This is a genomic window from Bradyrhizobium sp., assembly GCF_035652035.1.
Lineage (GTDB): Bacteria > Pseudomonadota > Alphaproteobacteria > Rhizobiales > Xanthobacteraceae > Bradyrhizobium.
In genome coordinates this window covers 13,732-39,146 of sequence record NZ_DASREO010000086.1, presented here as the reverse complement: position 1 = coordinate 39,146, position 25,415 = coordinate 13,732, and the positions used below count along the sequence as shown (strand labels likewise).

Sequence of the window (25,415 nt, the reverse complement as noted above, 5' to 3'; positions counted from 1 at the left end):
GTGCGCCGTCGCTTTACGCGCTTTGCGCGGTCTTGACGACGACGACGTTGTCGTCGTGGCTGCTCTGCCGCTTCAGGCTTTCGCGCCGCAGGCCGATCTCGTCGCGCACGAATTCATAGCCGAGCCTGAAGGTATCAAGTCCGTCGCTGGAGATGGTGCCGTCCCGCAATCCAATCACCGCGCCGCGCAGCACGGCTTCGAGCTCGTCCTGCAAGCCGTCGAGCGCTTCGATGGTCTGGACGTCGGCCACGCGCTCGCCGATATCAAGGATCGCGGTCGCGAGTTCGCTCGCCTTTTCAGGCGCCACGCGGGTGACCTTGGTGTAGAGCGCGACAAACAGCGAGCCGATGATGCTGAGTACGGCGGCGCCGAGATAAGCCACGTCGCTATAACGCTCGAGGAACGATTTGGAGGTGTCGTTGATGTATTCGGCGACGCCCTGATGGGCCGCGACAAAAGCGCTCTTGTCGACATCGGCCGGCTCGATCTTGGACGCAAAGCCGTCGTCGAGCGCGAGCTCTGCCTTGTTCTCATAGATCGTGCGCGCCAGCTCGCCTGCGGTGTTCGCGGGCATTGCGGCCTGACCGACCAGCAGCCAATGCAACCCCACGGTATCCAGATCGTCGTCTGGAATTTGGGGCGTCGAGGACAACAGGCCGGTCGCCAGCGTCTCCTCCGAAATGCCGGGATAGCGGCGGCTTAACGCGGCGGCTTCGTCGATGGCGTTCACCGTGAAGGGCGCGCGTGCGGCGGATTGCTCGAACCTCTTGTCCTTGACGATGGCGGACGCGTGATCGATCGCAATCACCGCGCCATAGCCGCCGGAGGTAAACAGCTTGTCGAGCGTCGCGTTCGGCGGCGCCAGTTGCAGGCGCGCGTTGGCCTCAGTGCTATCGGGAAGGTCGAGCACCTTGCGAACAAAAGCGAGATTGTTGCTGGCGCTCGTCAGCACCGCGATTTTCTTTCTCTTCAGTTCGGCCAGCGATTTGATCTTCTTGTCGCCGGGACTGATCAGCATCACGAAGTCGTGTTCGAGGATCGCAAGCGAGCGTGCGCGAGGCGGAATACGGGCATCGGTGCGCAGCACGGCGAGGTCGGCAAGCTTGCGGTCGAACTGGGCAAGCGCCTTGGCGTTGTCGGCGTTGCGAATGATCTTGAGCTGAAACCGCGACGACGATGCTTTCAACATGGCGGCCAGTTTGGCGGCAAAGCGCGCTTCCGGCCCATTGATCTCGCCCACGGCAAAGGTCAGCGTTTCGGAATTTCGTAGCCAGATGCGGCCGCCCCAAACGGTCGCAACGGTGAGGACAAGCGTCATGACGGCAAACAGGATCACCTGCCTGCGATTGCTGTTGAGAAAGGGCGGACGCGAACGTCGCGTGTCGGAGGCTGGCGTAGGGACTGCAGCACTCATGACCGATATCCGCAACTTGAAGATGTTGACGGGCCAAAATCGCCCGAATGACGTGCTAAATGCCTAAAAAAGAACGAGAATTTTACAGGGCCCATGATATCCGCCAATTTGCGGATTGCAAACGCCCGCTGCTCCGGCCGTGCCCGGTAACCTTACCGGTGGCAGCGGCGGTCCGCCACACCCCTGTTTTTTTCGAAGGCTCCGATGGTGCATTCCGCGTCCGGAGGTGTCATAAAAAGAGTAACCCTGACCGGACTTGTCGGGGACCAAGAAGAAGTAGCGCTGAAGCCTCGAGAGTTTATCCTGTCATTTACGGCTGAGGGCTTCCGCTTGTCGTTTCCTCCCATGTCCGCGTCGGTTCCGCTGGGCGCGCTGATCGGATGGATGGTGCTTCTGACGGTGAAGCACGTCATTGCCGACTTCGTGCTGCAGACGTCATGGATGGCGATCGGCAAGGATCAGAAGACGGGTTGGTTTCTTCCGCTACTCGCTCATTGCGGCGTCCACTTCGCCGTTATCCTGGCGGTGATCCTCGCCGTCGCACCGCGCTTCTGGTTCGTGGCCGTGATCGATTTCGTCATTCACATCACGGTCGATTTCTGCAAGGGCCGCATCTCGTCGCATCTCGGGGTGACGCAGGAAAACCATCATCCCTGGTTCTGGACCTTGATCGGCGTCGATCAGGCCTTGCACCACCTGACCGACTTCGGTCTGTCGATCTTTATGGCCGCGAACTGATTGCGCGCCTCGCGAATCAGGCAGCGCTGCAACACCCGCCATCGATCAAGCCCCCCGTGGCACTACTGGCGCCCTTGGTTAACCTTTCGTTAGAGAGTCGCACTGCATCCTCGGGCTCGGGGGATTTGCAAATGTTCGAGAACGACTTTTGCCCGGTCCGGGACGAACTGCTCGGTGAGATGTACCGCGCCAGCGAACACGGCCTGCCGCAACTGGTCGCCAGTGTCTCGCCCGATGTCCGGGCCATGCTGGCGCTGTTCTGCTATCGCAAGAGCCATCTTTACTCGCTGGCGCTGGCAATTGCCGGAAGCTGCAGCGAACAAGAGCTGGTTCAGGCCGGCGGCCGCGTCGGCTCGACGCTTTTCGCGCTGTCCCGCGAACCTGCGTCACGCAACACCGCTCCATCGTCCTACGGCAACCGAAAGCCGATCACGCTCTCGACCAAGCCGCTCACGCAGGTCGCACCGATCGCGGACGAACCCGACGACGAAGATTTCGCCGAATTCGCCAGAGCCGTTACGGCGTAAGCGTCGCTTGTTCTCCGCCGTCGTCCCGGCCAAGCGCTAGCGCGAGCCGGGATCCATAGCCACAAAATTTCATTGTTTTGCTTTGGTCTCGACCAGCGAGCCTTATTGAGGCGTCACGCGGTATGGGTCCCTGCATTCGCAGGGACGACGAGAAGAGTCAGTCCAGAGGCGGCAATCCCCATTTCCGCCGCGCCATGACGCATTCCGCATCGCCCGGCATGCAGGTGCGACACACTTCCGGCCGCACCGCATAGATCGTGCAGGACGTCTCGACACCGACCTGTCCCGACAGCGCCGAACAACGATCCCCATCGCATCGCATGCCGGATTGCCGCGCATTGACGAAGCGGGCCGGTATGAGATCGAGCTCCGCGTCATCCTCGGTCGTGAAGCGCGGCCAGTTCTCCGAGTAAGCGCAGCAGGCGCCACAGGACTGGCACGGGCTTTCGGATGCCGAAGCGTGATCGCCTGTTTCCATGATCAGATGTCGCTCGGGGCTTCCCAGACGAGACTACGCCGCCATTTCGCCCGCAGCAGATCGCGCCGCTCCGGATATTTTTCCTCCAGATAAACGGCGTCGATGACACGGTCGGTGCGGAAACTGCGAAAGTCGCGGCGCAGTTCGCACCACGCGGCGAGCAGGCGCACGGCTTCGAGATAGCCGATCGCGATTGGCCAGATCGTGCGCTCGCTGTCACGGCCTTGTTCGTCGCGATAACGCAGCGCCATTTTCTTGCCTTCGTGGATTTGCGTTCGCGTCCGCGCCATGTCGATGCGGTCGGGCTCCTTGCGCCAGGCCGGCCGAGCGCGGCTCGCCGGTTCAAGTACGAATGGTCTGAGCCGCTCCGGCACTGTTTCGGAGATCTTGGCGATGAGGTCGGCGGCAGCACGCGACAGCGCCTCGTCGGCATGACCGGCGACCCATTGCGCGCCCAGCACCGCGGCCTCGATCTCGTCGGGCGTCAGCATCAACGGCGGCAGGTCGAATCCCTTCTCTAGAATATATCCCATGCCGGCCTCGCCGCGGATCGGCACGCGCTGCTCCATCAAGGTCGCGATATCGCGATAGATCGTGCGCTTCGAGGTTTCGAGCTCGGCCGCGATTGCGTCCGCCGTCAGCGGCTTTCGGGTGCGCCTTAGCACCTGAATGATCTGGAACAAACGATCGGCACGTCGCATGGCAAGAGCTCGTATCTTTTTCGAGAGGCGCTGTCGGATGCTGACACCATGTTGGCAGCAGCTGGCAAGTATAAAGGGACAACACTGAAATCGAGAGGGGTTTGTCCCATGATCATACTCTACGGCCTCGACCTATGGACGACCTGGTCGCCACTGCTGACACCACGGTGGCAGCAGGGAGTGGCTAGTCTGAAGCGGCTTCTCAGGGAAAAAGGAGTGATCCATTGATCACGGTTTATGGCTTTGGCGCCGGCTTCGGCCTGCCGGAAATCAGCCCATTCGTGACCAAGACAGAGGTCCAGCTCAAGATGGCGGGCCTCGGCTATGTCAAGGAAAAGGCAAGGCCAACGGCCTCGCCCAAGGGGCAGCTGCCTTATATCCAGGATGGCACGGAGACCATCGCCGATTCCACCTTCATCCGCGCCCATATCGAGGCCAAATACGGTTTCGATTTCGACGCGCCGTTGAATTTGCAAGCCCGCGCGCAGGCCTGGGCGTTCGAGCGCCTGATCGAGCACCACCTGTACTGGGCGCTGGTCGGCGCACGCTGGACGGATCCAGAGAATTTCGCCAAGGGACCAGCACATTTCTTCGACGCTGCTCCGGCGCATATGCGCGAGAAGCTGCGCGAGGACGCACAGTTTCGCGTCGCCGAGAACTATCTGATCAGCGGCCTTGGCCGCCACGCGCCGGATGAAGATACCGATCTGGCGATTCGCTCGCTGCTCGCGCTCTCCGTCCAGCTCGGCGACAAGCGCTATCTGATGGGCGATACGCCGTGCGGCGCTGATGCAACCGCGTTTGCCATTGTGGCGGGGATCCTCACCCCGTTCTTCGAATCCCCGCTGCGCGATCGCGCCCAGCAATTCGACAATCTCGTCGCCTATGCCGATCGGATGATGGAGCAATATTATCCGGACTTTGCCTGGACGCCGCTTCGCGAGCTAACACAGTTCCAGGCGGCAGAATGAATCGCTTCGCGTAAACTTTAAAGTCAGGAGGCGGGTTGGCCTTTCAGCGCAGCAACCTCCGCCTCCAGCTCGGCGATCCGCGCATCGCGCGCGGAAAGGGCCGCGGCGACGTCAGCGGCATCAAACTTCTGCGGGATGTGCTGCGGGCAGTTGGTGTCCCACGCCGCCATCCGGAACAGGATCGCCTGTTCGGGGCGGGCCTTGTAACCCTTCGGCATCAGCGATTGCAGCAGCGCCGGATCGTCCTCGACGACCTTTGCCTCGCCCCAGAGCTTCACCCTGCGGCGATGGGCATAGTCCATCACGAAGATATAGGCCTTGGGATTTTCCGACAGATTGCCTTGGGTGATGTATTGCCGGTTGCCCGCATAGTCGGCGAAGGCGAGCGTATTCTTGTCGAGGATTTTGACGAAGCCCTTCGGCCCGCCGCGGTGCTGGATGTAGGGCTGTCCGTCCGCCGAGGCGGTTGCGAGATAAAAGCTGTTGGCCTCGCCCAGGAACGCCGCCAGATTTTCGTCGATCTCGGTGCGCCAATCGCCCCGCTCGGCGTAAGCCGCACGCGATCCTTTGCGTTCCTGAATGGCCTTCACGGCCGCCGTGAATGGGACGTCGCTGGAATAGGTTTGCAGTTCTGACATCGGAAGCCTCCGTGTCCGGTTCCGGCTTTACAAATGAGGCCTTTTTCATCGCAAAACAATTGATACGATTGACAGCAGATCATTGCGTATTATGAAATAATGCCATGGATCGCATCGACGCCATGCAGGCCTTTCTGGCGGTCGCGGACCTCGAGGGTTTTGCGCCGGCCGCCCGCAAACTCAAGCTGTCACCCTCTGCGGTAACGCGGCTGATCGCTTCGCTCGAAGAGCATCTCGGCGCCCGGCTGTTGCAGCGGACCACGCGGTCTGTTGCCTTGACCGATGCCGGTGCGCGCTACCTTGCGCGTGTCAGGCGAATTCTCGCCGATGTCGAGGAAGCCGAGGCTTCGATCAAGGACGAGCGCACCAGGCCGAGCGGGAGGCTCGTCGTATCGGCGCCGATCGGGTTCGGGCGGCTCCACGTTAGCCCCGTGATGTCCGAATATCTCAAGCGCTATCCGGAGGTGTCCGGCGAACTGCGGCTGACCGATCGCGTCGTCAACCTGGTCGAGGATGGCGTCGACCTCGGCGTGCGGATCGGTCATCTCGCCGATTCCAGTCTGGTGGCGCGCCATGTCGGCGAGATGCGCCGCATCGTGGTTGCATCGCCCGGCTATCTCAAGGCGCATGGCGAGCCGAAGACGCCGGAAGCGATCAAATCTCACCAGACGATTCAGTTCGGCGCCACCATGGCATCGCCGGATTTGCGTTTCGTGCGTGATGGCAAGGAGATCCGGATCGCCCCCGTTCCCCGCCTGATGACCAACAGCGCGGACGCCGCGATCCAGTATGCGGCCGCCGGTGGCGGCCTGACGCGTGTGCTCGCCTACCAGGCCGCGGATGCGATCAAGCGCGGACGGCTGAAAATCGTGCTGGCGAAATTCGAACAGCCGCCGTTTCCGATCCATGTCGTCTATCCGACCTCGCGGCTGTTGTCGGCGAAGGTGCGCGCCTTCATCGATCTCGTTGTCGAGGTCAGCGACTGGCACTTTGGCTGAGCGAGGGTGCCTATTGCTTCTTCACGACGCGGAACGTCCCGCTTGCCCGCGCAATCACGATGTCGTCGGCCTTGATCAGGCTCTGCGCGAAGCAAATCGTGCTCCCGGTGCGGATAACGTCGCTTTCGACGGAAAGCCACTGACCGATCTCAGCGCTGCCCGTGAAATCGACGGCCAAGGAAATCGTCACGAACGAGGTGACCCAGTCCGTTGCCTGCGCGCAGCTATAGCCCATCGCGTTGTCGGCAAGGGAGGCGATCAGCCCGCCATGGATGAGGCCGCGCGCATTGGTATGCGGCTTCGCCAGCCGCAATCCCATGATCACGGCCTTCTCGGTTCGCTTCGAATAGAGCGGCTCCCAGGGATCGGTGAAGGGGCTCTTGCGAAAATGCGGTTCGAAGCCTTCAGGGATATTGGCGGATGTCATGGGCGGCTCGCATGCTGATGAGCTGCCATTGAAGATCAGCGAGCGGCGAAAATCACCGCCTACAAAGTTTTAAACGGGATTTGCACTGACGTTCGAAACGGTTCGCGCATTCGCGTCTTGCGTGAAATAAAGCGCGAGCCTCACCCAAGTGAGGAACTGACCCGCGCCGCTGTCCGTGCTATCGTTTCTGGGCCGGTAGAAACGCCGGAAAATGAGGCCGTCAATGGGGAGGGGAATATGTCGGATCGAATGTTCTTTCTTCGGCTTGCCTTGATTGCGGTCGGTCTGATTTTTATCCTTGCCGTCTATCCGCTGATGATTCTGTGGCCGTCGGGCTGGGCCTGGGGACACGGACATTCCCACTACGCGATGATGATTGTCGGCGTCTACGCGACGCTCGGCGTCTTTCTGCTGCTCGCCTCGCGCGATCCGCTCAATCACCGCAGCCTGATCTGGTTTACGGTGTGGTCGAGCGTCGTGCATGGCGGCATCATGGCGATCCAGTCGATCCAGGATCCGATGGAATACGGCCATCTGATCGGCGACGTGCCGGCGCTGTTTATTGCCGCGATCCTGCTCGCAGTGCTGATACCGCGGTCGAAGACCGCGAGCGCCTAGAACGGCAAGCCGACGTAGTTCTCCGCGAGTGAAGCAGCGGCGGCCTTTGAGTTTACGACATAGTCGAGCTCGGCGAGCTGAATTCGCGCGCCGAAGGCGCCGTTGTCCGGAAACTTGTGCAGCATCGACGTCATCCACCACGAGAAGCGCACGGCTTTCCAGACCCGCGACAGGGCCTTGGCGGAATAGGCGTCGATGCCGGCGGAGGATTTCTCGTCGTAATATTCGCGGAACGCCTGCGCGAGATAATGCGCATCGGACGCCGCAAGGTTCAATCCCTTGGCGCCGGTTGGCGGCACGATGTGTGCGGCGTCGCCAGCGAGGAACATCCGGCCGAACCGCATCGGCTCGGCGACAAAGCTGCGCAACGGCGCGATGCTCTTTTCGATCGAGGGCCCGACGACAAGTTCATCGGCTGCTTTCTGATCGACGCGCCGCTTGAGTTCATCCCAGAACCTGTCGTCCGGCCACTGGTCGATATGGTCGTCGAGCGGACACTGCACGTAGTAACGGCTGCGCCTGGTCGAGCGCATGGTGCAGAGCGCAAATCCGCGCTCATGATTGGAATAGATCAGCTCATGGCTGACCGGCGGGGTCTCGGACAGGATGCCGAGCCAGCCGAACGGGTACACGCGCTCGAACGTTTCGATGGCGGAGGGTTTGACGCTGGCGCGGCTGATGCCGTGATAGCCGTCGCAGCCGGCGATGAAGTCGCAGTCGATTTCGTGCGTCACGCCGTCCTTGACGTAGGAGAGGCGGGGATGGTCGGTGTCGAAATCGATCGGCTTGACGTGGTCGGCCTCATAGATGCTGGTCAGTCCGGCCGCCTGCCGCGCATTCATCAGGTCGAGCGTGACTTCGGTCTGACCATAGATCATCACGGTCTTGCCGGTGGGGCCGTGCAGATCGATGCGATGGCGCTCGCCACCGAAAGCAAGCTCGATGCCTTCATGGACCAGGCCTTCGTGATGCGCGCGTCCGCCGGCGCCGACCCTGTCGAGCAGCGCGACGGTGCCTTCTTCAAGCAGACCGGCGCGGATGCGGCCGAGCACGTATTCGCCCGTGTGGCGCTCCAGGATCACGTTGTCGATGCCGTAGGTGTGCAGCAACTGCCCAAGCAAAAGGCCCGCCGGGCCCGCACCGATGATCGCGACTTTGGTCCGCAATAGTGTCCCTCCCCGATAGTCTAACTTTGCGACGGTGGCCGCAATCCCCAAACGCTGGTAGTAGTTATATCATATAACGGTTGCGCAAAAGCACCGTACGTAAGTTCAATCGGGTGTTCTCCGAGACTACGAGGATAATTCCCGTTCGCATATCGCACGGAGTCCGCGGCTCGTCTTGAAACGGCAGTGAAACCTTCTATAACATGTTAAATAAAAGAGCGGCTGATCGCTGATCAAAGCCTGCCTTCATCCAAAGGGAGTGATCGATGAACAAGGCCTTGCTCGCCGTGCTGCTGGCTGCGCTCGCCTCGCCGGCCATGGCGCAGGAAAAAACCTTCGACCTGAAGATCTCGCACTGGGTGCCCGCGTCGCATCCGCTGCAAAAGGCGCTGGAGGATTGGGGCGCCGCGGTCGAGAAGGAGTCCGGCGGCACCATTCACTACAAGGTCTTTCCCGCACAACAACTCGGCAAGGCGTTCGATCATTACGATATGGCGCGTGACGGCATCGCCGACGTGACCTACGTTAATCCCGGCTATCAGCCCGGTCGTTTCCCGATCATCGGCGCCGGCGAGCTGCCGTTCCTGATGTCGAGCGCCAAGGGCGGCTCGATGGGACTGGACGCCTGGTATCGCAAATATGCCGCGAAGGAGATGAAGGACGTCAAGTTCTGTCTCGCCTTCATCCACGCGCCATCGTCGTTTCATTCCCGCACCAAGAAGGTCGTCGTGCCCGAGGACATCAAGGGCATGAAGATCCGCCCCGCTGATGCGACGATCGCCAACTTCGTGACGCTGCTCGGCGGTACCAACGTGCAGTCGTCGGCGCCGGAAGTGCGCGACATCATCGAGCGCGGCGTCGCCGATGCCGTCACCTTCCCCTGGGGATCGCTGGTGCTGTTCGGCATCGACAAGGTGACGAAATTCCACATGGACGCGCCGCTCTATGTCACGACCTTCGTCTTCGTCATGAACAAGGACAAATACGACGAAATGTCGGACCGGCAGAAGAAGGCGATCGACGACAACTGCAACACCGAGGCTGCGGGGCGCGTCGGCGAACCCTGGGGCAAGTTCGAGGACGCAGGCCTCGACAAGGTCAAAGCCGAGCCCGGCCAGGAAGTTTACGCGCTGACGGCGGAACAAACCGCGGCGTGGAAGAAGGCGGCCGAGCCTTTGGTGAAAACCTGGAGCGACGGCGTCCGCAAGACCGGCGTGGACCCTGACGCGGCGCTTTCGGAATTGAAGGCCTCGCTCACCAAGTACAACGCCCTGACACCATAACCCCGCTGCTTCGTCGGAGCGAGACATGACGCGCCATTTCATGGATCGCTTCATCGATGCGATCGAATGGATCGCGGCCGGCTTTGTCGGCCTCGTCGCCATCGACATCTTCGTCTCGGTCCTGCTGCGCAATCTCTTCAACTACGCGATCCCGGATTCCTTCGACATAGGACGGATGCTGCTCGGCATCCTGATTTTCTGGGGCATCGCCGCGACCAGTTATCGCGGCACCCACATCACGGTCGATCTGGTCTGGGGCAATGTCGGTCCGAGATACCAGCGCTGGATCGACGTGTTCGCGACGCTGGTGCTGTTGTTCGTGGTGACAGTGCAGACGTACACGCTGTTTGACAAAGTGCGCGGCACCTATCGGGACCATGTCGCCACCTTCGATCTGCACATGCCGACCTGGCCATTCTTTGCGGTGGCGTGGATCGGCGACATCTCGGCGGTGCTGCTGATTGCGATCCGAACCTATCGGCTGATCTTCCATCCTGAAGACATGCACGATCCCCAACTCAAGAGCACGGAGTGAGCGCGGCATGAGCACCGATGCCGTCGCCATCATCGGCTTTGTCGCGCTGTTCGCGCTGATGCTGTTGCGCGTGCCGGTCGGCATGGCGATGGGCCTCGTCGGCGTGTCCGGCTTCAGCTATCTCGTCGGCGGCACGCCGGCGCTGAAACTGGTCGGCCAGACCTCGATGCGCACCGTGACCGACTATACGTTCGGTGTGATCCCGATGTTTCTTTTGATGGGAACGCTCGTCAGCCATTCCGGCATGAGCCGCGACCTGTTTCGCGCCGCCAACGGCTTTGTCGGACATCTGCGCGGCGGTCTCGGCATCGCGACGGTCGCGGCCTGCGGCGGCTTTGCCGCGATCTGCGGTTCGTCGGTCGCGACAGCCGCGACGTTTTCAGCCGTCGCCTATCCGGAAATGCGTCGCTTCGGCTATCCGCAATCCTTTGCTACTGGCGTGATTGCGGCAGGCGGGACGCTCGGCGCGATGCTGCCGCCGTCGACCGTGCTTGCGGTCTACGGCATCATCACCGAGCAGGACATCGGCAAGCTGTTTATGGCCGGCATCATCCCGGGCCTGCTCGCGATGACCATGTACATGATCACCATCGCGTTGATCGGCACCTTGCGGCCCGGCTTCCTGCCGAAGGGAACGCCGATGAGCTGGCGCGAGAGTCTTGCTGCGCTGAAGGATATCTGGGCGCCGGTCCTCTTGTTCATCTTTGTCATCGGCGGCCTCTATGGCCTGCCTTTTCTGCCGCGCTTCACGCCGACAGAGGCCGGCGGCGTCGGCGCCTCCGGCGCGTTCCTGATCGGCATTTTTACCGGCCGGCTCGACAGGGAGAAAATCCTCGCGTCGCTGTTGCAGGCAACGCGGACCGCGGCGGCCGTGTTTACGGTGCTGATCGGCGCCTTGATCTTCGGTTATTTCCTGACGGTGACGCAGACGCCGCAAAAGGTGACGGAGTTCCTCACCGGACTTGGCCTTGGCAGCTACGGCGTCTTGGCCGTCATCATGGTGATGTATCTCGTGCTTGGTTGCCTGATGGACGCCATGGCGATGATCATCCTCACCGTGCCGATCATCTTTCCGGTCGTCTCGCAGCTCGGCTTTGATCCGATCTGGTTCGGTGTCATCATCGTGATGACGGTCGAACTCGGCCTGATCCATCCGCCGGTCGGCATGAACGTTTTTGTCATCAAGAGCGTGGTCAAGGACGTCTCCTTCACCACGATCTTCAAGGGCGTGATTCCCTTCGTGTTGACCGATATCCTTCGCCTGCTCATTCTGATTGCGTTTCCGCTGCTGGCGACCTGGTTGCCGCAGCAGATGATGGCTCGCTAGATTTACTCATGGTTCGAGACGCGCTGTTTTTGATTTGCGTCGTTCGCTGACGGTCTCACTGACGCTCGACCTGCTCGGACGCGACCGCGCTCCTCACCATGAGGACCTCGTCCTGAGGAGCATCGCGCGATGCGATGCGTCTCGAAGGACGGCGGAAGCAATGGAGGCATTGATCCCATGGAACCTGCGCTTGCGACCCGATATGCCTTCACCATCACCGCCCATGTCGCCGGTGTCACATCGGCCGGCGACCTCGGCTTCGGCGAGCGCCGCATCATTCCAATCATTGGCGGCGAGGTGAGGGGCAAGAACCTCAACGGCAAGGTTCTCGCCTTTGGCGCGGACTTCCAGATCGTCCGACCGGATTCCTCGATCGAGCTGGAAGCGAAATATGCGATCGAGACGGATGACGGCGCGGTGATCTATGTGGAAAACCGCGGCATCCGTTGCGGCCCGGCGGAACTGATCCAGAAGCTCAACCGCGGCGAGGCGGTCGATCCCGCGCTGATCTATTTCCGCACCGTGCCGCGGTTCGAAACCGGAGCTGCAAAATACCGTTGGCTGATGCAGAGCCTGTTCGTTGCATCCGCCGCCCGCCACGCCTCGCGGGTCGTGATCGACGTCCATCAGGTGCTTTGAGCGCTCGTTTGGACCCTCGTGGTGAGGAGCGCGCCGCGCCCGAGCAGGCCAAGCAGCGCGAGGCCGTTAGCGAACGGCGCAATAATATTAAGTGCGCGTCGCCGGACGATACTTCGTATCGCCGGGAGAACCATGAGGCCAACAGCCATCCCTCGAGACGCCGCTTCGCGGCTCCTCGGGATGAGGGATCCTCGCGAAATTATTGACTCCCGGCAAATTAGTTATAAAACATAACTATTCGGGAGGAGAGCACTGGACATGAGCGCGGAAGCCGACCTGTCCTTGCAGTCAAAGGGTGGCACGATGCCGCCCGGCGGCGGCACGCATCCCTTGCGCCTGATTTCGTTCGGCGATCCGGCGGTGTCGGTCGATCGCCGCGCCGATGGCACCACCTATCTGCGTCCCCTTCGCGCTCTGCCGGAATACCCCGTCCGCATCACCGATCGGCTGCACCACTGGGCGAGCGCCACGCCGGATCGCGTCTTCATGGCGGAACGGGACGGCGATGGCAGTTGGCGCAAGGTCACTTATGTCGAACTGCTGAAAGTAAGCCGCCACATCGCATCGGGCTTGCTTTCCCGCGGTCTCTCGGCCGAACGGCCGCTCCTCATCCTCTCCGGCAACTCGATCGACCATGCGCTTGTGGCCTTCGGCGCGCTCTATGCCGGCGTGCCGTACTGCCCGGTGTCGCCGGCCTATTCCCTGATCTCGAAGGACTACGGCAAGCTTTCCTATCTGATGAAGCTGCTCACGCCGGGACTTGTCTTCGCCGATGATGCCGCGCAGTTCGCGGCGACGCTGCAAGCCAATGTTGGCGATGACACCGAGATTGTCACCTCGCGCGGCGTCCTGGACGGCCGCGCAGTCACGCGGCTCGCCGAATTGGCCGCGACGCCGCTGCATCCCGGCCTCGACGCCGCGCATGAGGCGATCGGGCCCGATACCATCGCCAAATTCCTGCTCACGTCCGGTTCGACCGGCAATCCCAAGGCGGTGATCAATACGCAAAGGATGATCTGCGCCAACCAGGTGATGATCCGCGAGACGATGTCTTTCCTCAAAGGCGAGCCGCCGGTGATCGTCGACTGGCTGCCCTGGAACCACACCTTTGGCGGCAACCACAATATCGGGCTTACACTGTACAACGGCGGCTCGATGTATCTCGACGCCGGCAAGCCGGTGCCGGGCGGTATCGAGGAGACGGTGCGCAATCTGCGCGAGATCTCTCCGACGGTCTATTTCAACGTCCCGAAGGGTTATGAATCGCTTCTGCCCTATCTGCGCGACGACGTTGCCCTGCGCGATAAATTCTTCGGGAGGCTGCATGCGATGTTCTTCTCGGGCGCAGCCCTTGCGCCGCACATCTGGAACGGTCTCGACGAATTGTCCGTGCAGGCCACGGGCGCGCGCGTGCCGATGCTGACCGGGCTCGGCGCGACCGAGACCGCGCCTTTCTTCATGTCCGTCAATCCGCGGACCAGCCGATCCGGCCATATCGGGCTGCCTGTGCCCGGCAATGAAGCGAAGCTCGTGCCCAACAATGGCAAGCTCGAAGTGCGCGCCAGGGGACCGAACGTGACACCGGGCTATTGGCGGCAGGCCGATATGACCGAAGCCGCCTTCGACGACGAAGGCTTCTACAAGCTTGGCGATTCGCTCAAGCCCGCCGATGCGAACAATGTGCATGCCGGCTTCGACTTCGACGGCCGCATCGCCGAGGATTTCAAGCTCGCGAGCGGCACCTGGGTCAGCGTCGGTCCGCTGCGCGCGCGCTTCATCGCGGCGTGCGCTCCGCTGGTGCGCGACGCCGTGATCGCCGGCATCAACCGCGATGAGATTGCCGCCCTGGTCGTGCTCGATCCTGACGGCTGCCGCCAGATCAATCCGGCGCTGCGGTCGAACGACGTCGGCATTTGCGCGCGCGACAAGGAGGTGCGCAGGGTCTTTCGCGAGAGGTTTACGGCATTTCAGTCGGCGGCAACCGGTTCTTCGACAAAGATCACGCGCGCGCTGCTGCTCGCCGTACCGCTGTCAATCGATCGCGGCGAGGTCACCGACAAGGGTTCGGTCAACCAGCGCGCGGTGCTTGACCACCGCCGCGAGCTGGTCGAGATGCTTTATTCATCGAAGCTGGCCGCCGACGTGATAACGCCTTAAGCCAGTGGCTTCTTGCAGGAGGAAAGCATGCAGTTGAAAGATCAGGCCGCAATCGTCACCGGCGGCGCCTCGGGACTGGGTGCGGCGACCGCGCGCCGGCTCGCCAGGGAGGGCGCGAAAGTTGCCGTTTGCGACCTCAACACCAAGCTCGCCGAGACGGTAGCCGAGGAGATCGGCGGCGTCGCGGTGACCTGCGATGTGGCCGACAGCGTCTCGGCGGAGGCGGCGATCGCGGCTGTGGCGAAGGCCCATGGTCCGGCGCGGGTCTTGATCAATTGCGCCGGCATCGGCGTTGCCAAGCGGGTGGTCGGCCGCGAGGGGCCGATGGCGCTTGCCGATTTCGAGCGGGTCATCAAGGTCAATCTCATCGGCTCCTTCAACATGCTGCGGCTCGCGACCGCCGAAATGTCGAAGCTTGCGCCGCTGGAAAACGGCGAGCGCGGCGTGGTGGTCTCGACCGCTTCGGTCGCCGCCTATGACGGCCAGATCGGGCAATCGGCCTATTCGGCCTCCAAGGGCGGCATCGTTTCGATGACGCTGCCGATCGCGCGCGAACTGGCGCAGTTCGGCATTCGCGTGCTGGCAATTGCGCCGGGCCTGTTCCTGACGCCGCTGCTCGCGATGTTGCCGCAGGAGGCGCAGGATTCGCTCGCCGCCTCGATTCCGTTTCCGCGCCGCCTGGGCGATCCGAGCGAATTTGCCTCGCTCGTGATGCAGATGATCGACAACCCTTACCTGAACGGCGAAGTGGTGCGCCTCGACGCGTCGCTTCGCATGGCGCCGAAATGACGTTCGTTCACCGCAGAGATGTGCAGATCCAGTGGGGCGATTGCGACCCCGCCAACATCGTCTATTACCCGCGCTATTTCGCGATGTTCGACGACTCGACCTCGATCCTGTTCGAGGCGGCCGGCTTTTCCAAGCAGGACCTCGTCAAGAAATACGGCCTTGTCGGCATTCCCATGGTCGACACACGGGCGAAATTCTACATCGCCTCGACCCATGGCGACTGGATCACGATCGAGACCCGGATCGAGAGCGTCAAGCGCTCAAGCTTCGAGGTCACGCACAAGGTGTTCAAGGCCGACGCGCTCGCGATCGAGGCGTTCGAGACGCGGGTGCTGGTCGGGCCTCACCCGGACGACCCGAACAGGCTGAAATCGGCGCCGATGCCCGACGAGATGGTGGCGAAATTCACCAAAGGATAGCTCGATCTGCCGGAGCCAATCGATAGGATAACAAAGCGAAAAGGGAGGAATTGATGAACAGACTGTCTCTCGTTGCTGTCGCTGCGGCGGTGTTCGCGTTGCCCGCTTTGCCGGCGGCCGCGCAATCGAACGAAATCACCATCGGCATCTCGATTTCCACCACGGGGCCCGCGGCCGCGCTCGGTGTGCCCGAGCGCAACGCGCTCGATTTTGTGCCGAAGGAGATCGCGGGCGTGCCGCTCAAGGTCATCGTGCTCGACGACGGCGGTGATCCCACCAATGCCACCACCAATGCGCGCCGCTTCGTCACCGAATCCAAGGCCGACGTCATCCTTGGCTCGTCGACGACCCCGCCGACGATCGCGGTCTCGAACGTCGCAAGCGAAGCCGGCATTCCGCACCTGGCGCTCGCGCCGTTCCCGCTGACGCCCGAGCGCGCCAAGTGGTCGGTCGTGCTGCCGCAGCCGGTGCCGATCATGGGCAAGGTGATCTACGAGCACATGAAGGCGCATAACGTCAAAACCGTCGGATATATCGGCTATTCTGATTCCTACGGCGATCTCTGGTTCAACGATTTCAAAAAGCAGGCCGAGCCGATGGCGCTGACGCTGGTCGACGAGGAGCGCTTTGCGCGGCCGGATACATCAGTCGCCGGTCAGGTCTTGAAGCTCGTGGCGGCCAATCCGGATGCGGTCCTGGTCGGCGCTTCCGGCACCGCCGCCGCGCTGCCGCAAACAAGCTTGCGCGATCGCGGCTATAAAGGCCTGATCTATCAGACACACGGCGCGGCCAGCATGGACTTCATCCGCATCGCAGGCCCTGCGGCGGAAGGTGTGATCATGGCCTCGGGTCCGGTGATGAATCCGGAAGGCCAGGCGGATTCAGCGCTGACCAAGAAGCCGGGCCTCGCGCTCGACACGGCCTATGAGGCGAAATATGGCCCCAACACCCGCAGCCAGTTCGCCGGACATTCCTATGACGCGTTCGAGGTCTTGAAACGCGTGATCCCGGTGGCGTTGAAAACAGCCAAGCCCGGTACGCCGGAGTTTCGCGAAGCGATCCGCCAGGCCTTCATGAGCGAGCACGAGATCGCGGCGACGCAAGGCGTCTACAACTGGACGGAAAAGGATCGCTCCGGCCTCGACGACCGCTCACGTATCCTGCTGACAGTAAAGAACGGCAAGTACGTCCCGGCGATGTGAGGCGCGCGGCCGAGGGAGATCTCGGCGGCGAATATCCAGGCTGAAAACTGGCTGCTCGCGGCGCTCCTTCTCCTTTGCGAGAGAGCGCCGCTTTTGATTCGGCACGCAACTCACACGAACTAAGCGATGAACGCGAAAATCGGTCACGGGCTCCCGACGGTTGTCTCGACCGCGGAGTTAAGGACTGTCGCGAGGCGAGGGAACGAGTATCGCAAGTGTCGATTGGTAGTTGGCCTGTCCGCCCGGAGCATCGCTCTCATCGACTGACGGGTCAGTCATAAATTCGTCCACCACTCCGATGCGACGGAGCAGATCAATGCTGGAGGCGAGATATGCAGAACCAGATCGTGTCGCATCAGGAATGGCTGGAGGCGCGCCGTGACTTGCTCGCAGCCGAGAAAGAGTTCATGCGGCAACGCGATGTCCTGACGCGGCGTCGGAAGGCCTTGCCCTGGGAGCGCGTGGAAAAAACCTACTGGTTTGAAGGACCGAACGGCAGGCTCTTGCTTTCCGATCTGTTCGATGGGCGCTCCCAACTGATTGTCTACCACTTTATGTTTGGCCCTGATTGGAAGGAAGGATGCAAGTCATGCTCTTTCTGGGCAGACAACTTCAATGGCATCTCGATCCATCTCAATCACCGCGATACGACGCTGGTGGCCATATCACGCGCACCGTACGCCAAAATCGATGCGTTCAAGAAGCGCATGGGCTGGAGCTTCCCGTGGGTGTCATCGGGCGAGAATGATTTCAACTTCGACTATCACGTCTCGTTCACGCCAGAGGAGGTCGCAGCAGGCGAGGCGTATTACAATTACAGGCGCCACCCCATTACCGTATCGGATGAGCAGGGAATCAGCATCTTCGCCAAGGATGCTTCAGGCCAGGTATTTCACAGTTATTCCTGCTACAGCCGCGGCATCGACACGGTCAACGGCGCCTACCAGTTCCTCGATCTCGTTCCCAAGGGTCGTGACGAGGACGGTTACGACTTCCCGATGAGATGGGTCCGCCGGCACGATCAGTATTGAAGCGCTAGCCGACCCCAAGATAGCTTTCTGCGACACGCGCATTGCTCGCGACATCTTTAGCCGCGCCCTGGAGCACGAACTCGCCGAGTTCCATGACATAGGCGCGGTCGGCGATTTGCAGCGCGGCCTGCGCATTCTGCTCGACCAATAGCACCGAGACGCCGCTTGCGCGGAGTTCCGAGACGGTGCGGAAGATGTCGGCGACGATAATCGGCGCGAGCCCCAGGCTTGGTTCGTCCAGCATCAGCAGTTTTGGCGCGCCCATCAATGCGCGGCCCATTGCTAGCATTTGTTGCTCGCCGCCGGAGAGCGTTCCCGCGAGTTGCCGCCGCCGCTCCTTCAGCCTCGGGAATAGCGTAAAGACCCGCTCGAGCGACTGGGCGGCAAGCGCATTTCCGATTCGAAACGCCCCGAGCCGCAAATTATCCTCGACGCTCATGGCGGCGAACAGCTCGCGATGCTCCGGCACGAGGCTCAAGCCTGCCGCGACACGGTCTTCGATCTCGAGCCGCGCCAGATCGTTGCCGGCAAAACTCACGCCGCCTTTCAGCGGCAGGATGCCCATGATGGCGTTGAGCAGCGTCGTCTTGCCGGCGCCGTTGGCGCCAATGATGGTGACGATCTCGTTCGCAGCGACGTCGAGCGACACGCCGCGCACTGCCTCGACCTTGCCATAGGCGATATGCACATCGTTCACCCGGAGAAGTGTGCTCATGCCACTGCTCCGAGATAGGCGCGGATCACGTCGGGGTTGGCTTTGATCGCCTCGGGCGTGCCTTCGGCGATCTTGGTACCGAAATCGAGCACGACGACGCGGTCGGCGAGATTCATGACAAATCCCATGTCGTGTTCGACCAGCAGCACCGACATGCCGCCGTCGCGGAGCTCACGCAGCAGAGCAGCGAGACGCTGCTTTTCCATGTGGCGCAGGCCTGCCGCCGGTTCATCGAGCAGCAGCAGCACGGGATCGGCGCACAGCGCGCGGGCGATCTCGACAACGCGCTGCTGGCCGAGCGAGAGGCTTCCCGCCAGCATATGCGCTTGCGCGACGAGCCCCACGCGCTCGATCTGTCGCGCCGCCTCAGCCAGCAATTTTGCTTCGTCGCCGCGGTCGAGCCGGAGCATGCTGGCGATTGCGCCCGAATGTCCGCGCAGATGCGCGCCGATCGCGACGTTTTCGAGAACGGTCATGTCGGCGATCAGCTTGACGTGCTGGAAGGTGCGGGAGACGCCTAGCCTTGTCACCTCCTGCGGGGTGGCGTTGTCAACGGCCTTGCCGAGTACGGAAATCGCGCCGCTGGAAGCCGAGAGCACGCCGGTGATGAGATTGAATGTCGTGCTTTTGCCGGCGCCGTTCGGGCCGATCAAGGCGACGATCTCGCGCGCGTCGACACCAAAGGAAACGTCGTTGACCGCGACCACGCCTCCGAATTGTTTCTTCGCATGCTCGATCCGCAGCAGGGCGCCGCCGGCGGTATCAGGCCTTTCACGTGGCGGCAGGACCAGCGCCGCGTCGATCGCCTTGCGATCCGGCTTCACGGACAGGCGCCGGATCAGCCACGGCCACGCGCCGCTCGGTGCGAGCTGCAGCAACAGCACCAGCAGCATGCCGAAAACGATCGTCTCGAGCTGGCCCTCGCCGTGGAAGAGATATGGCAGATAGCTCTGCAGGATCTCCTTCAGGATCACGACGATGGCGGCCCCCAGCACGCCACCCCAGACGTAACCGGCGCCGCCGATCACGGCGACAAAAAGATATTCGATGCCGGCCTGGGCGCCGAATGGCGTCGGGTTCACGGCGCGTTCGAAATGGGCATAGAGCCATCCGGACAGTCCGGCGAGCACCGCGGCATAGATGAAAACCAGAAGCTTCGCGCGCGGCGGCCTGATGCCGAACGCTTCGGCCGCGACGTGGCCGCGCCGCAGCGCGCGGATCGCCCGTCCGGTGCGGGAATCCAAGAGGTTCATCGTCAGCCATGCCGAAACGATCACCGCGGTCCAGATGGCGAAATAGATCGTGTCCGGCTCGAGCATTTTCAGCGAACCGATTTCAAGCGGCGGAATGCTGGAGATGCCGTCATTGCGGCCGAGGAATTCGAGCTTGCTGAAGAGATAAAACAGGCCGAGGCCCCAGGCGATGGTGCCGAGCGGCAGATAATGCCCGGAGAGCCGCACGGTGATCAGGCCGAGTGCGACAGCAAAGAGTCCGCTCACGAGAAGTGAGAGCGGCAGCGTCAACCATGGCGAAAGCCCGTACGCGGTGGTCAGCACCGCCGTGGTGTAGGCGCCGAACCCGCAGAATGCGGCCTGGCCGAACGATGTGAGGCCGCCGACGCCGGTGAGCAGCACGAGCCCCATCGCGACCAGTGCCGACAGCCCGATGTTGTCGAGCAGCACGATCCAGAACGGCGGCATGCCGGGCACGAACGGCACGGCCGCCATGACAAGCGCGAACAGCAACACAGGCAGCCGCTGTCGCATTATTCCTCTTCCTCATCGAGGGCGGGCGTTGCCAGCGAGCGCAACAGCAACACCGGAATGATCAGCGCGAACACGATCACCTCCTTGAAGTTGCTGGCGTAGAACGACGAGAAAGCCTCCACGGTGCCGACGACGAGAGCGGCGATCGCGGTCAAGGGATAACTGACGAGGCCGCCGATGATCGCGGCGACAAAGCCTTTCAGCCCGATCAGGAAACCGGTGTCGTAATAAAGCGTGGTGATGGGAACGATGAGAATGCCGGAAATGGCGCCGATGACGGCGGCCAGCAGGAATGCGATCTGTCCCGACATCGCGGTCCGGATACCGACCAGCCGCGCGCCGAGGCGATTGACCGCGGTGGCGCGCAGCGCCTTGCCGTAGAGCGTGAAGCTGAACAGGAGCCAGAGCGCCACGATCAGTGCTGACGTGACCGCATAGACTGCGATGCTCTGGCCGGAGAAGCGCAAGCGATCGATGGTGATGGCGGCATTCGACAGCGGTGGACCGCGCTGGCCTTCGGCGCCGAAGAAGACAAGGCCAATGCCTTGCAGCGCGAGATGACAGCCGACCGCGGCGATCAGGAGCACCAGCACGGACGTGTGCGCGATCGGCGCAAAGGCGATGCGATACAGAAAAAGCCCAATCGCGCCCACGATCAGGAGCGAGAGCGCGATGTCGACCGCGATCGGGGTGTCCTTGCCGGCGACCGTCAAGGTGAGGATGAGGATCGCCACGGGCAAGACGATATTGGTCGCAAGGCTCTGCCCGATCAGCGCGGGGCGCAGCGATCGACGGCGCATGAAGAGATCGAGAGCGAAGGCGACGATGCCCATGGCGACGACGAGCCGCGCGGTCCCGGGCACCTGTCCGGAGGCGAGCGTGGCATAGGTCAGCGCGCCATAGGTGACGAACTCGCCTTGCGGGATCAGGATGACGCGCGTCACCGCGAAGACCAGAACCAGCGCCAGGCCGAGGAGGGCATAGATCGCGCCATTGGTAATGCCGTCCTGCAGCAGGAACAGCACGATGGTGGTGTTCAAAAAGGCGCTCCCCTCAAATCCCTCACATCGGGGCGGTTGAAATCCGCATCGCTATTTTGATATGGTGAATAACAATTATCAGTTATAATCACAAGACCGGGTCGGCCGGTCGTTTTGAGCATAACGCGATTTTCAAGCGCCTGACGATGACCGTTTCCAGAGCCGCAGCCAATAGCGCCAAGACCGCCCGCAGGGACGCCGCCCGCAAGGAGAGCGACAGCATTCCGATCGAACTTGGCGAGCTGTCGGAACTGCTCGGCTATACGCTCAAGCGTGCGCAGCTCAAGATTTTCGAGGATTTTCTGCGCTGCATGGCGCCGCTGCAACTGACGCCTGCGCAATTCTCGGTCCTGCTCCTGCTCGACCGCAATCCCGGCCGCAACCAGACCGAGATCGCGAGCACGCTTGGAATCCTGCGGCCGAATTTCGTCGCGATGCTCGACGGACTCGAGAACCGCGATCTCTGCGCGCGGATCCGCTCGGTCAACGACCGCCGCTCGCACCAGCTCGTGCTCACCGACAAGGGCAAAGCGGTGCTGGCGCGAGCGAAGAAGCTCGTCGCCGCCAAACACGAGACGCGCCTCAACGAATTATTGGGCGCCGACAACCGCGCCGCGCTGGTCGGGATGCTGGCCAAGATCGCCGAAGAGTTTTGAGAGTGCGTGTCCCGGATGCGGTGCAGCGCCACCAGCGCGTTTACGCGCGCGTTCGACGCGCTATGGCGTTGCATCCGCAGATCTGCGACCCAGAGCTGACAACATTTCTTATCATGCTGGACCCTGGATCAGCAGCGCATCACTTCGTGCTGCGCAGCATCCGGGGAACGTGACCGCGGCGGCGCGTGCTTTTCCGTTTGCGCCATTCGCTAACGGCCTCGCCAAAGCTCGGCCGGCTCGGGCGCTAGTCCACCAAAATCACCCTGACGTCGTTGACATTGGTCAGCGTAGGCCCGGTCAACAAGAGATCGCCGGTGAGAGCGAAGAAAGCGGTCGCGTCGTTGTTGGCAAGGTAAGCGGCGGGATCGAGCCCGAGCGATTTCATTTTGGCGAAGGTCGCCTCGTCGATGGTGGCGCCGGCGGGATCGGAGGCCGAGCCGGCCCCGCCATCGGCGCCGTCGGTGTCGGCGGCGAGCGCGGAAATATCGGGCGTGTCCTTCAGAAGAGCCGCAAGCGCCAGCGCATATTCCTGGTTCGGGCCGCCGCGCCCGTTACCGCGCACGGTGACGGTGAGTTCGCCGCCGGAAAGGATCGCAACCCGCTTGCCTTCCGCCCGCGCCTTCAGCGCCAGATGCGCATGATCGGCAGCGACCTCACGCGCCTCGCCTTCGAGATCGGCGCCGAGGTCGATGGTCGCATAGCCGGCATCGGCAGCGACCTTGACCGCGGCATCGAGCGAAGCTTTCGGCCGCGCGATCAATTCGAAATGCGCGCGGGCAAAGGCGGTATCGCCCGGCTTGCAACTTTCGTTTTTGGGATCGTCGAGCGCGCGGCGCACCGCATCGTCGATCTCGAGCTGGTATTTCGCAACGATGGCGCGCGCATCGGCCAGCGTCGTCGGATCCGGCACTGTGGGACCGGATGCGATCGCGGACGGCTCGTCGCGCGGAACGTCCGAGATCGCGAGCGTGACGACCTCGGCGCGTTGCCCGGCGCGCGCCAGGCGTCCGCCCTTGATCCGTGACAGATGCTTGCGCACGGTATTGACCTCGCCGATCGGCGCGCCCGAGCGGAGCAGCGCGCGGTTCACCTGCTGCTTCAGCGCGAACGTCACCCCGTCGGCCGGCGCGATCCAGTTGGCCGAACCGCCGCCTGACAACAGCACCAGCAGCAAGTCGTCAGGTCCCGCGGTCCCTGCCAGAGCAAGGGTCTCGTCGGCGGCCTTAAGCCCGGCCTCGTCTGGCACGGGATGGCCGGCCTCGATCACCTTGATCCGCCGCGTCGGTACGCCGTGACCGTGCCGCGTGGTGGCAATGCCCGAGAGCCGCGCCGGATCGAGCTTGAGGCGATCGAGATAATGCCGCTCGGCCGCGGCGGCCAGCGCGGCTGCGCCCTTGCCGGCGGCAAGACAAATGATCTTGCCCTTGGGGATGGGGCGCAAATGCGCCGACAGCACCACGTCGGGATGCGCGGCGGCGACCGCCGCATCGAAAATCGCGCGCAGGAGAGGGCGTCTGTCGGTCATGGCGTCACGGCTTTACTTCGCGTCAGAACAGGAACGCCGTTATCACTCTCCTTGCGGCAAAAGAAAACCCCCGCGGATGATCTCAGCGGGGGTTTGTTTGCGCTTGCGCCTTAAGGAAACGTCAGCCGTTGACGTCACCGCTGATGACATCGCCGAACAGCACCCAGCGCTCGCCCTTGAACACTTGCAGCTGAAGCTGGGTGATCGGCGCGAAATTGTTCGGCGAGGTGTTGATCTTGATGCCGGGCAGCAGAACTTCGGTGCGGAAGTCCTTCAGGTTCGCCGCCTGTTTCATGATGTTCTCGCGGGTGAGGTTGTCGCCGCATTGCTTGAGGACCTGGAGCAACGTTTGCGTCACGCCGTAACCGACGATGGTGGACTGATCGAGCTTGTTGCCTTCCGGAAAATCCTTGGCCATGAATTCCAGGAACGCCTTCATGCCGGGGTCATTCTCCCATTGCGGGTCGGTCACGTCCTTCAGGTAGGACGCCGAAATAATGCCCTGCGAGTTTTCGAACCCGGCGGGCTTGATCACGCTGCCGAGCGAAGCGGAGACGTTGTTGAGAATGTGCAGCGCCTTCCAGTCGATCTCGGCCGCTTTCTTGATCGCTTGCGCTGCGAATTTCGGCGTGGTGACGTCAAAGAAGACGTCCGCTCCGGTCGCCTTGAGCCTGACGATGTGGTTGTCGATCGACGGCTCCGCGGTTTCGTAGCTTTCCTCCGCAATGATCATCGAAGCGGCCTTGTCGCCAAGGCCGTCCTTCAGACCTTTCAGATAGTCCTTGCCGTAATCGTCGTTCTGATAGAGCACGGCGATCTTGGCGTTGGGCTTCTCCTTGAGAAGGTATTTGGCGTAGATGCGCCCCTCGCTCTGGTAGTTCGGCTGCCAGCCCATGGTCCACGGAAAATCCTTCGGATCGTTCCACTTGGCGGCGCCCGTGGCGACGAAGAGCTGCGGCACCTTCTTGGCGTTCATGTACTTGTGGATCGCCGAATTCGGCGGCGTGCCGAGCGAGTTGAAAATGAATAGGACCTCGTCGCTCTCGACAAGCTTGCGCGCCTGCTCGACGGTCTTCGGCGGGCTATAGCTGTCGTCGTAGCTGATGAAGTCGATCTTGCGGCCGTTGATGCCGCCGGCGTCGTTGATCTTCTTGAAGTAGGCGGCCTCGGTCTTGCCGATCACACCGTAGGCGGAAGCCGGTCCGCTATAGGGCATGATGTTGCCGATCTTGATTGCGGTGTCGGTGGCGCCGGTGTCGTATGTCTTCTGCGCGAGCGCGCCACTGCTCGATCCGGCAAGCAGCGCAAATGCAGTAACGGACGCGATCGCAATTCTATTTAAGAAAACAGTCATAACGTTCTCCCTCTTGTCCAGTCTCTGGCGGCTGTGTCTGGCATGGCTTTTCTTGATCGAAAGCTCTTGGATAGCCTGATGCTTGCGTATCATTTTGCCAAACCGGTCACAAGAAAAAGCCCCCCGCTGATGTCGCGGAGGGCTGCTTCTTTAGTAGGCTTTTGCAGGCGTTAAGATTTCACGGGGTGGAATGCCGGTGGTCCGATTCCGACAGTTCGGGTCGGGACGCTAGTGGAGCGGATTTGACGTTCGCTACCCGTTGGCAGCGCGTTCGACAAGCGAATGCCAAATCCAAAGCTCC

26 protein-coding genes are annotated in these 25,415 nt (G+C 62.0%); 15 read left to right on the top strand and 11 right to left on the bottom strand.

The window, feature by feature from the left end:
* Positions 1–13 precede the first annotated feature (13 nt).
* On the bottom strand, positions 14–1,414 hold the full coding sequence (locus VFB05_RS23475) for a TAXI family TRAP transporter solute-binding subunit (protein WP_325016730.1): 1,401 nt from the start codon (positions 1,412–1,414) through the stop codon (positions 14–16).
* A gap of 384 nt (positions 1,415–1,798) precedes the next feature.
* On the opposite strand from VFB05_RS23475, the gene VFB05_RS23470 reads away from it, so the two are divergent.
* A complete protein-coding gene (locus tag VFB05_RS23470; protein ID WP_325016767.1) occupies positions 1,799–2,152 on the top strand; it encodes a DUF3307 domain-containing protein in 354 nt (117 codons plus the stop codon).
* Between the two features lie 131 nt (positions 2,153–2,283).
* Complete coding sequence (locus tag VFB05_RS23465) at positions 2,284–2,679, top strand: hypothetical protein (RefSeq protein WP_325016728.1); 396 nt, start codon at positions 2,284–2,286, stop codon at positions 2,677–2,679.
* Positions 2,680–2,836: 157 nt separating this feature from the next.
* Here VFB05_RS23465 and VFB05_RS23460 read toward each other — a convergent pair whose 3' ends face one another.
* Both VFB05_RS23460 and VFB05_RS23455 read right to left on the bottom strand, forming a co-directional pair.
* A complete protein-coding gene (locus VFB05_RS23460; RefSeq protein ID WP_325016725.1) occupies positions 2,837–3,157 on the bottom strand; it encodes a YkgJ family cysteine cluster protein in 321 nt (106 codons plus the stop codon).
* A gap of 2 nt (positions 3,158–3,159) precedes the next feature.
* The gene (locus VFB05_RS23455) at positions 3,160–3,858 is read right to left on the bottom strand and encodes a YafY family protein (RefSeq protein ID WP_325016723.1); all 699 of its coding nucleotides are present in this window, start codon (positions 3,856–3,858) and stop codon (positions 3,160–3,162) included.
* A 224-nt stretch (positions 3,859–4,082) separates the two neighbouring features.
* Here VFB05_RS23455 and VFB05_RS23450 point away from each other — a divergent pair, with 224 nt between their 5' ends.
* Positions 4,083–4,829 (top strand): glutathione S-transferase family protein, encoded by a 747-nt coding sequence (locus VFB05_RS23450; protein WP_325016721.1) that lies wholly within the window; start codon positions 4,083–4,085, stop codon positions 4,827–4,829.
* 23 nt (positions 4,830–4,852) lie between these two features.
* Here the strand turns inward: VFB05_RS23450 and VFB05_RS23445 are convergent, their stop codons facing one another.
* Positions 4,853–5,467 carry a pyridoxamine 5'-phosphate oxidase family protein gene (locus VFB05_RS23445; RefSeq protein ID WP_325016719.1) on the bottom strand — a complete coding sequence of 205 codons (615 nt, stop codon included), beginning with the start codon at positions 5,465–5,467 and terminating at the stop codon, positions 4,853–4,855.
* Positions 5,468–5,571: 104 nt separating this feature from the next.
* Between VFB05_RS23445 and VFB05_RS23440 the strand changes: the two genes are divergently transcribed.
* Positions 5,572–6,465 (top strand): LysR family transcriptional regulator, encoded by an 894-nt coding sequence (locus tag VFB05_RS23440; protein ID WP_325016717.1) that lies wholly within the window; start codon positions 5,572–5,574, stop codon positions 6,463–6,465.
* A 10-nt stretch (positions 6,466–6,475) separates the two neighbouring features.
* Here VFB05_RS23440 and VFB05_RS23435 read toward each other — a convergent pair whose 3' ends face one another.
* Positions 6,476–6,892, bottom strand: coding sequence for a PaaI family thioesterase (locus tag VFB05_RS23435; protein WP_325016715.1), 417 nt, complete (start codon positions 6,890–6,892; stop codon positions 6,476–6,478).
* A gap of 237 nt (positions 6,893–7,129) precedes the next feature.
* Between VFB05_RS23435 and VFB05_RS23430 the strand changes: the two genes are divergently transcribed.
* Positions 7,130–7,510: a DUF6632 domain-containing protein gene (locus VFB05_RS23430; RefSeq protein ID WP_325016713.1), complete on the top strand. Its 381-nt coding sequence runs from the start codon at positions 7,130–7,132 to the stop codon at positions 7,508–7,510.
* On the opposite strand, the gene pobA is transcribed toward VFB05_RS23430, so the two are convergent.
* Positions 7,507–8,676, bottom strand: coding sequence for a 4-hydroxybenzoate 3-monooxygenase (gene pobA, locus VFB05_RS23425; protein ID WP_325016710.1), 1,170 nt, complete (start codon positions 8,674–8,676; stop codon positions 7,507–7,509). The two genes, VFB05_RS23430 and pobA, sit on opposite strands and share 4 nt — an antisense overlap.
* 266 nt (positions 8,677–8,942) lie before the next feature.
* On the opposite strand from pobA, the gene VFB05_RS23420 reads away from it, so the two are divergent.
* The 9 genes from VFB05_RS23420 (at position 8,943) to VFB05_RS23380 (ending at position 18,058) form a co-directional block, all read left to right on the top strand.
* A complete protein-coding gene (locus VFB05_RS23420) occupies positions 8,943–9,959 on the top strand; it encodes a TRAP transporter substrate-binding protein (RefSeq protein ID WP_325016708.1) in 1,017 nt (338 codons plus the stop codon).
* Positions 9,960–9,984: 25 nt separating this feature from the next.
* Positions 9,985–10,494 (top strand): TRAP transporter small permease, encoded by a 510-nt coding sequence (locus VFB05_RS23415; protein WP_325016706.1) that lies wholly within the window; start codon positions 9,985–9,987, stop codon positions 10,492–10,494.
* Positions 10,495–10,501: 7 nt separating this feature from the next.
* The gene (locus VFB05_RS23410; protein ID WP_325016704.1) at positions 10,502–11,821 is read left to right on the top strand and encodes a TRAP transporter permease; all 1,320 of its coding nucleotides are present in this window, start codon (positions 10,502–10,504) and stop codon (positions 11,819–11,821) included.
* A 177-nt stretch (positions 11,822–11,998) separates the two neighbouring features.
* Entirely contained in the window at positions 11,999–12,460 is a 462-nt protein-coding gene (locus tag VFB05_RS23405) for a DUF3237 domain-containing protein (RefSeq protein WP_325016702.1), read from the top strand.
* Between the two features lie 303 nt (positions 12,461–12,763).
* Positions 12,764–14,617, top strand: a complete 1,854-nt coding sequence (locus VFB05_RS23400) for a feruloyl-CoA synthase (RefSeq protein WP_325016766.1) — start codon at positions 12,764–12,766, stop codon at positions 14,615–14,617.
* A gap of 27 nt (positions 14,618–14,644) precedes the next feature.
* Positions 14,645–15,406: an SDR family NAD(P)-dependent oxidoreductase gene (locus VFB05_RS23395; RefSeq protein WP_325016700.1), complete on the top strand. Its 762-nt coding sequence runs from the start codon at positions 14,645–14,647 to the stop codon at positions 15,404–15,406.
* Complete coding sequence (locus tag VFB05_RS23390) at positions 15,403–15,825, top strand: thioesterase family protein (RefSeq protein ID WP_325016698.1); 423 nt, start codon at positions 15,403–15,405, stop codon at positions 15,823–15,825. Before VFB05_RS23395 ends, VFB05_RS23390 begins: the two co-directional genes overlap by 4 nt.
* 53 nt (positions 15,826–15,878) lie before the next feature.
* The gene (locus VFB05_RS23385; protein WP_325016696.1) at positions 15,879–17,027 is read left to right on the top strand and encodes an ABC transporter substrate-binding protein; all 1,149 of its coding nucleotides are present in this window, start codon (positions 15,879–15,881) and stop codon (positions 17,025–17,027) included.
* A gap of 332 nt (positions 17,028–17,359) precedes the next feature.
* Positions 17,360–18,058: a thioredoxin family protein gene (locus VFB05_RS23380; RefSeq protein ID WP_325016693.1), complete on the top strand. Its 699-nt coding sequence runs from the start codon at positions 17,360–17,362 to the stop codon at positions 18,056–18,058.
* A gap of 4 nt (positions 18,059–18,062) precedes the next feature.
* On the opposite strand, the gene VFB05_RS23375 is transcribed toward VFB05_RS23380, so the two are convergent.
* Genes VFB05_RS23375 through VFB05_RS23365 form a run of 3 tightly spaced genes read right to left on the bottom strand, consistent with a single transcriptional unit; the run spans position 18,063 to position 21,579 of the window.
* On the bottom strand, positions 18,063–18,773 hold the full coding sequence (locus VFB05_RS23375; protein ID WP_325016691.1) for an ABC transporter ATP-binding protein: 711 nt from the start codon (positions 18,771–18,773) through the stop codon (positions 18,063–18,065).
* Positions 18,770–20,539, bottom strand: a complete 1,770-nt coding sequence (locus tag VFB05_RS23370; RefSeq protein ID WP_325016689.1) for a branched-chain amino acid ABC transporter ATP-binding protein/permease — start codon at positions 20,537–20,539, stop codon at positions 18,770–18,772. The genes VFB05_RS23375 and VFB05_RS23370 overlap by 4 nt, the downstream gene beginning before the upstream one ends.
* Positions 20,539–21,579 (bottom strand): branched-chain amino acid ABC transporter permease, encoded by a 1,041-nt coding sequence (locus tag VFB05_RS23365; protein ID WP_325016687.1) that lies wholly within the window; start codon positions 21,577–21,579, stop codon positions 20,539–20,541. The genes VFB05_RS23370 and VFB05_RS23365 overlap by 1 nt, the downstream gene beginning before the upstream one ends.
* Positions 21,580–21,725: 146 nt before the next feature.
* On the opposite strand from VFB05_RS23365, the gene VFB05_RS23360 reads away from it, so the two are divergent.
* Complete coding sequence (locus VFB05_RS23360; RefSeq protein ID WP_325016685.1) at positions 21,726–22,235, top strand: MarR family transcriptional regulator; 510 nt, start codon at positions 21,726–21,728, stop codon at positions 22,233–22,235.
* Between the two features lie 244 nt (positions 22,236–22,479).
* On the opposite strand, the gene VFB05_RS23355 is transcribed toward VFB05_RS23360, so the two are convergent.
* Both VFB05_RS23355 and VFB05_RS23350 read right to left on the bottom strand, forming a co-directional pair.
* Positions 22,480–23,760, bottom strand: a complete 1,281-nt coding sequence (locus VFB05_RS23355) for a glycerate kinase type-2 family protein (RefSeq protein WP_325016683.1) — start codon at positions 23,758–23,760, stop codon at positions 22,480–22,482.
* A gap of 121 nt (positions 23,761–23,881) precedes the next feature.
* Positions 23,882–25,114 (bottom strand): ABC transporter substrate-binding protein, encoded by a 1,233-nt coding sequence (locus tag VFB05_RS23350; protein WP_325016681.1) that lies wholly within the window; start codon positions 25,112–25,114, stop codon positions 23,882–23,884.
* Between the last annotated feature and the right edge of the window lie 301 nt (positions 25,115–25,415).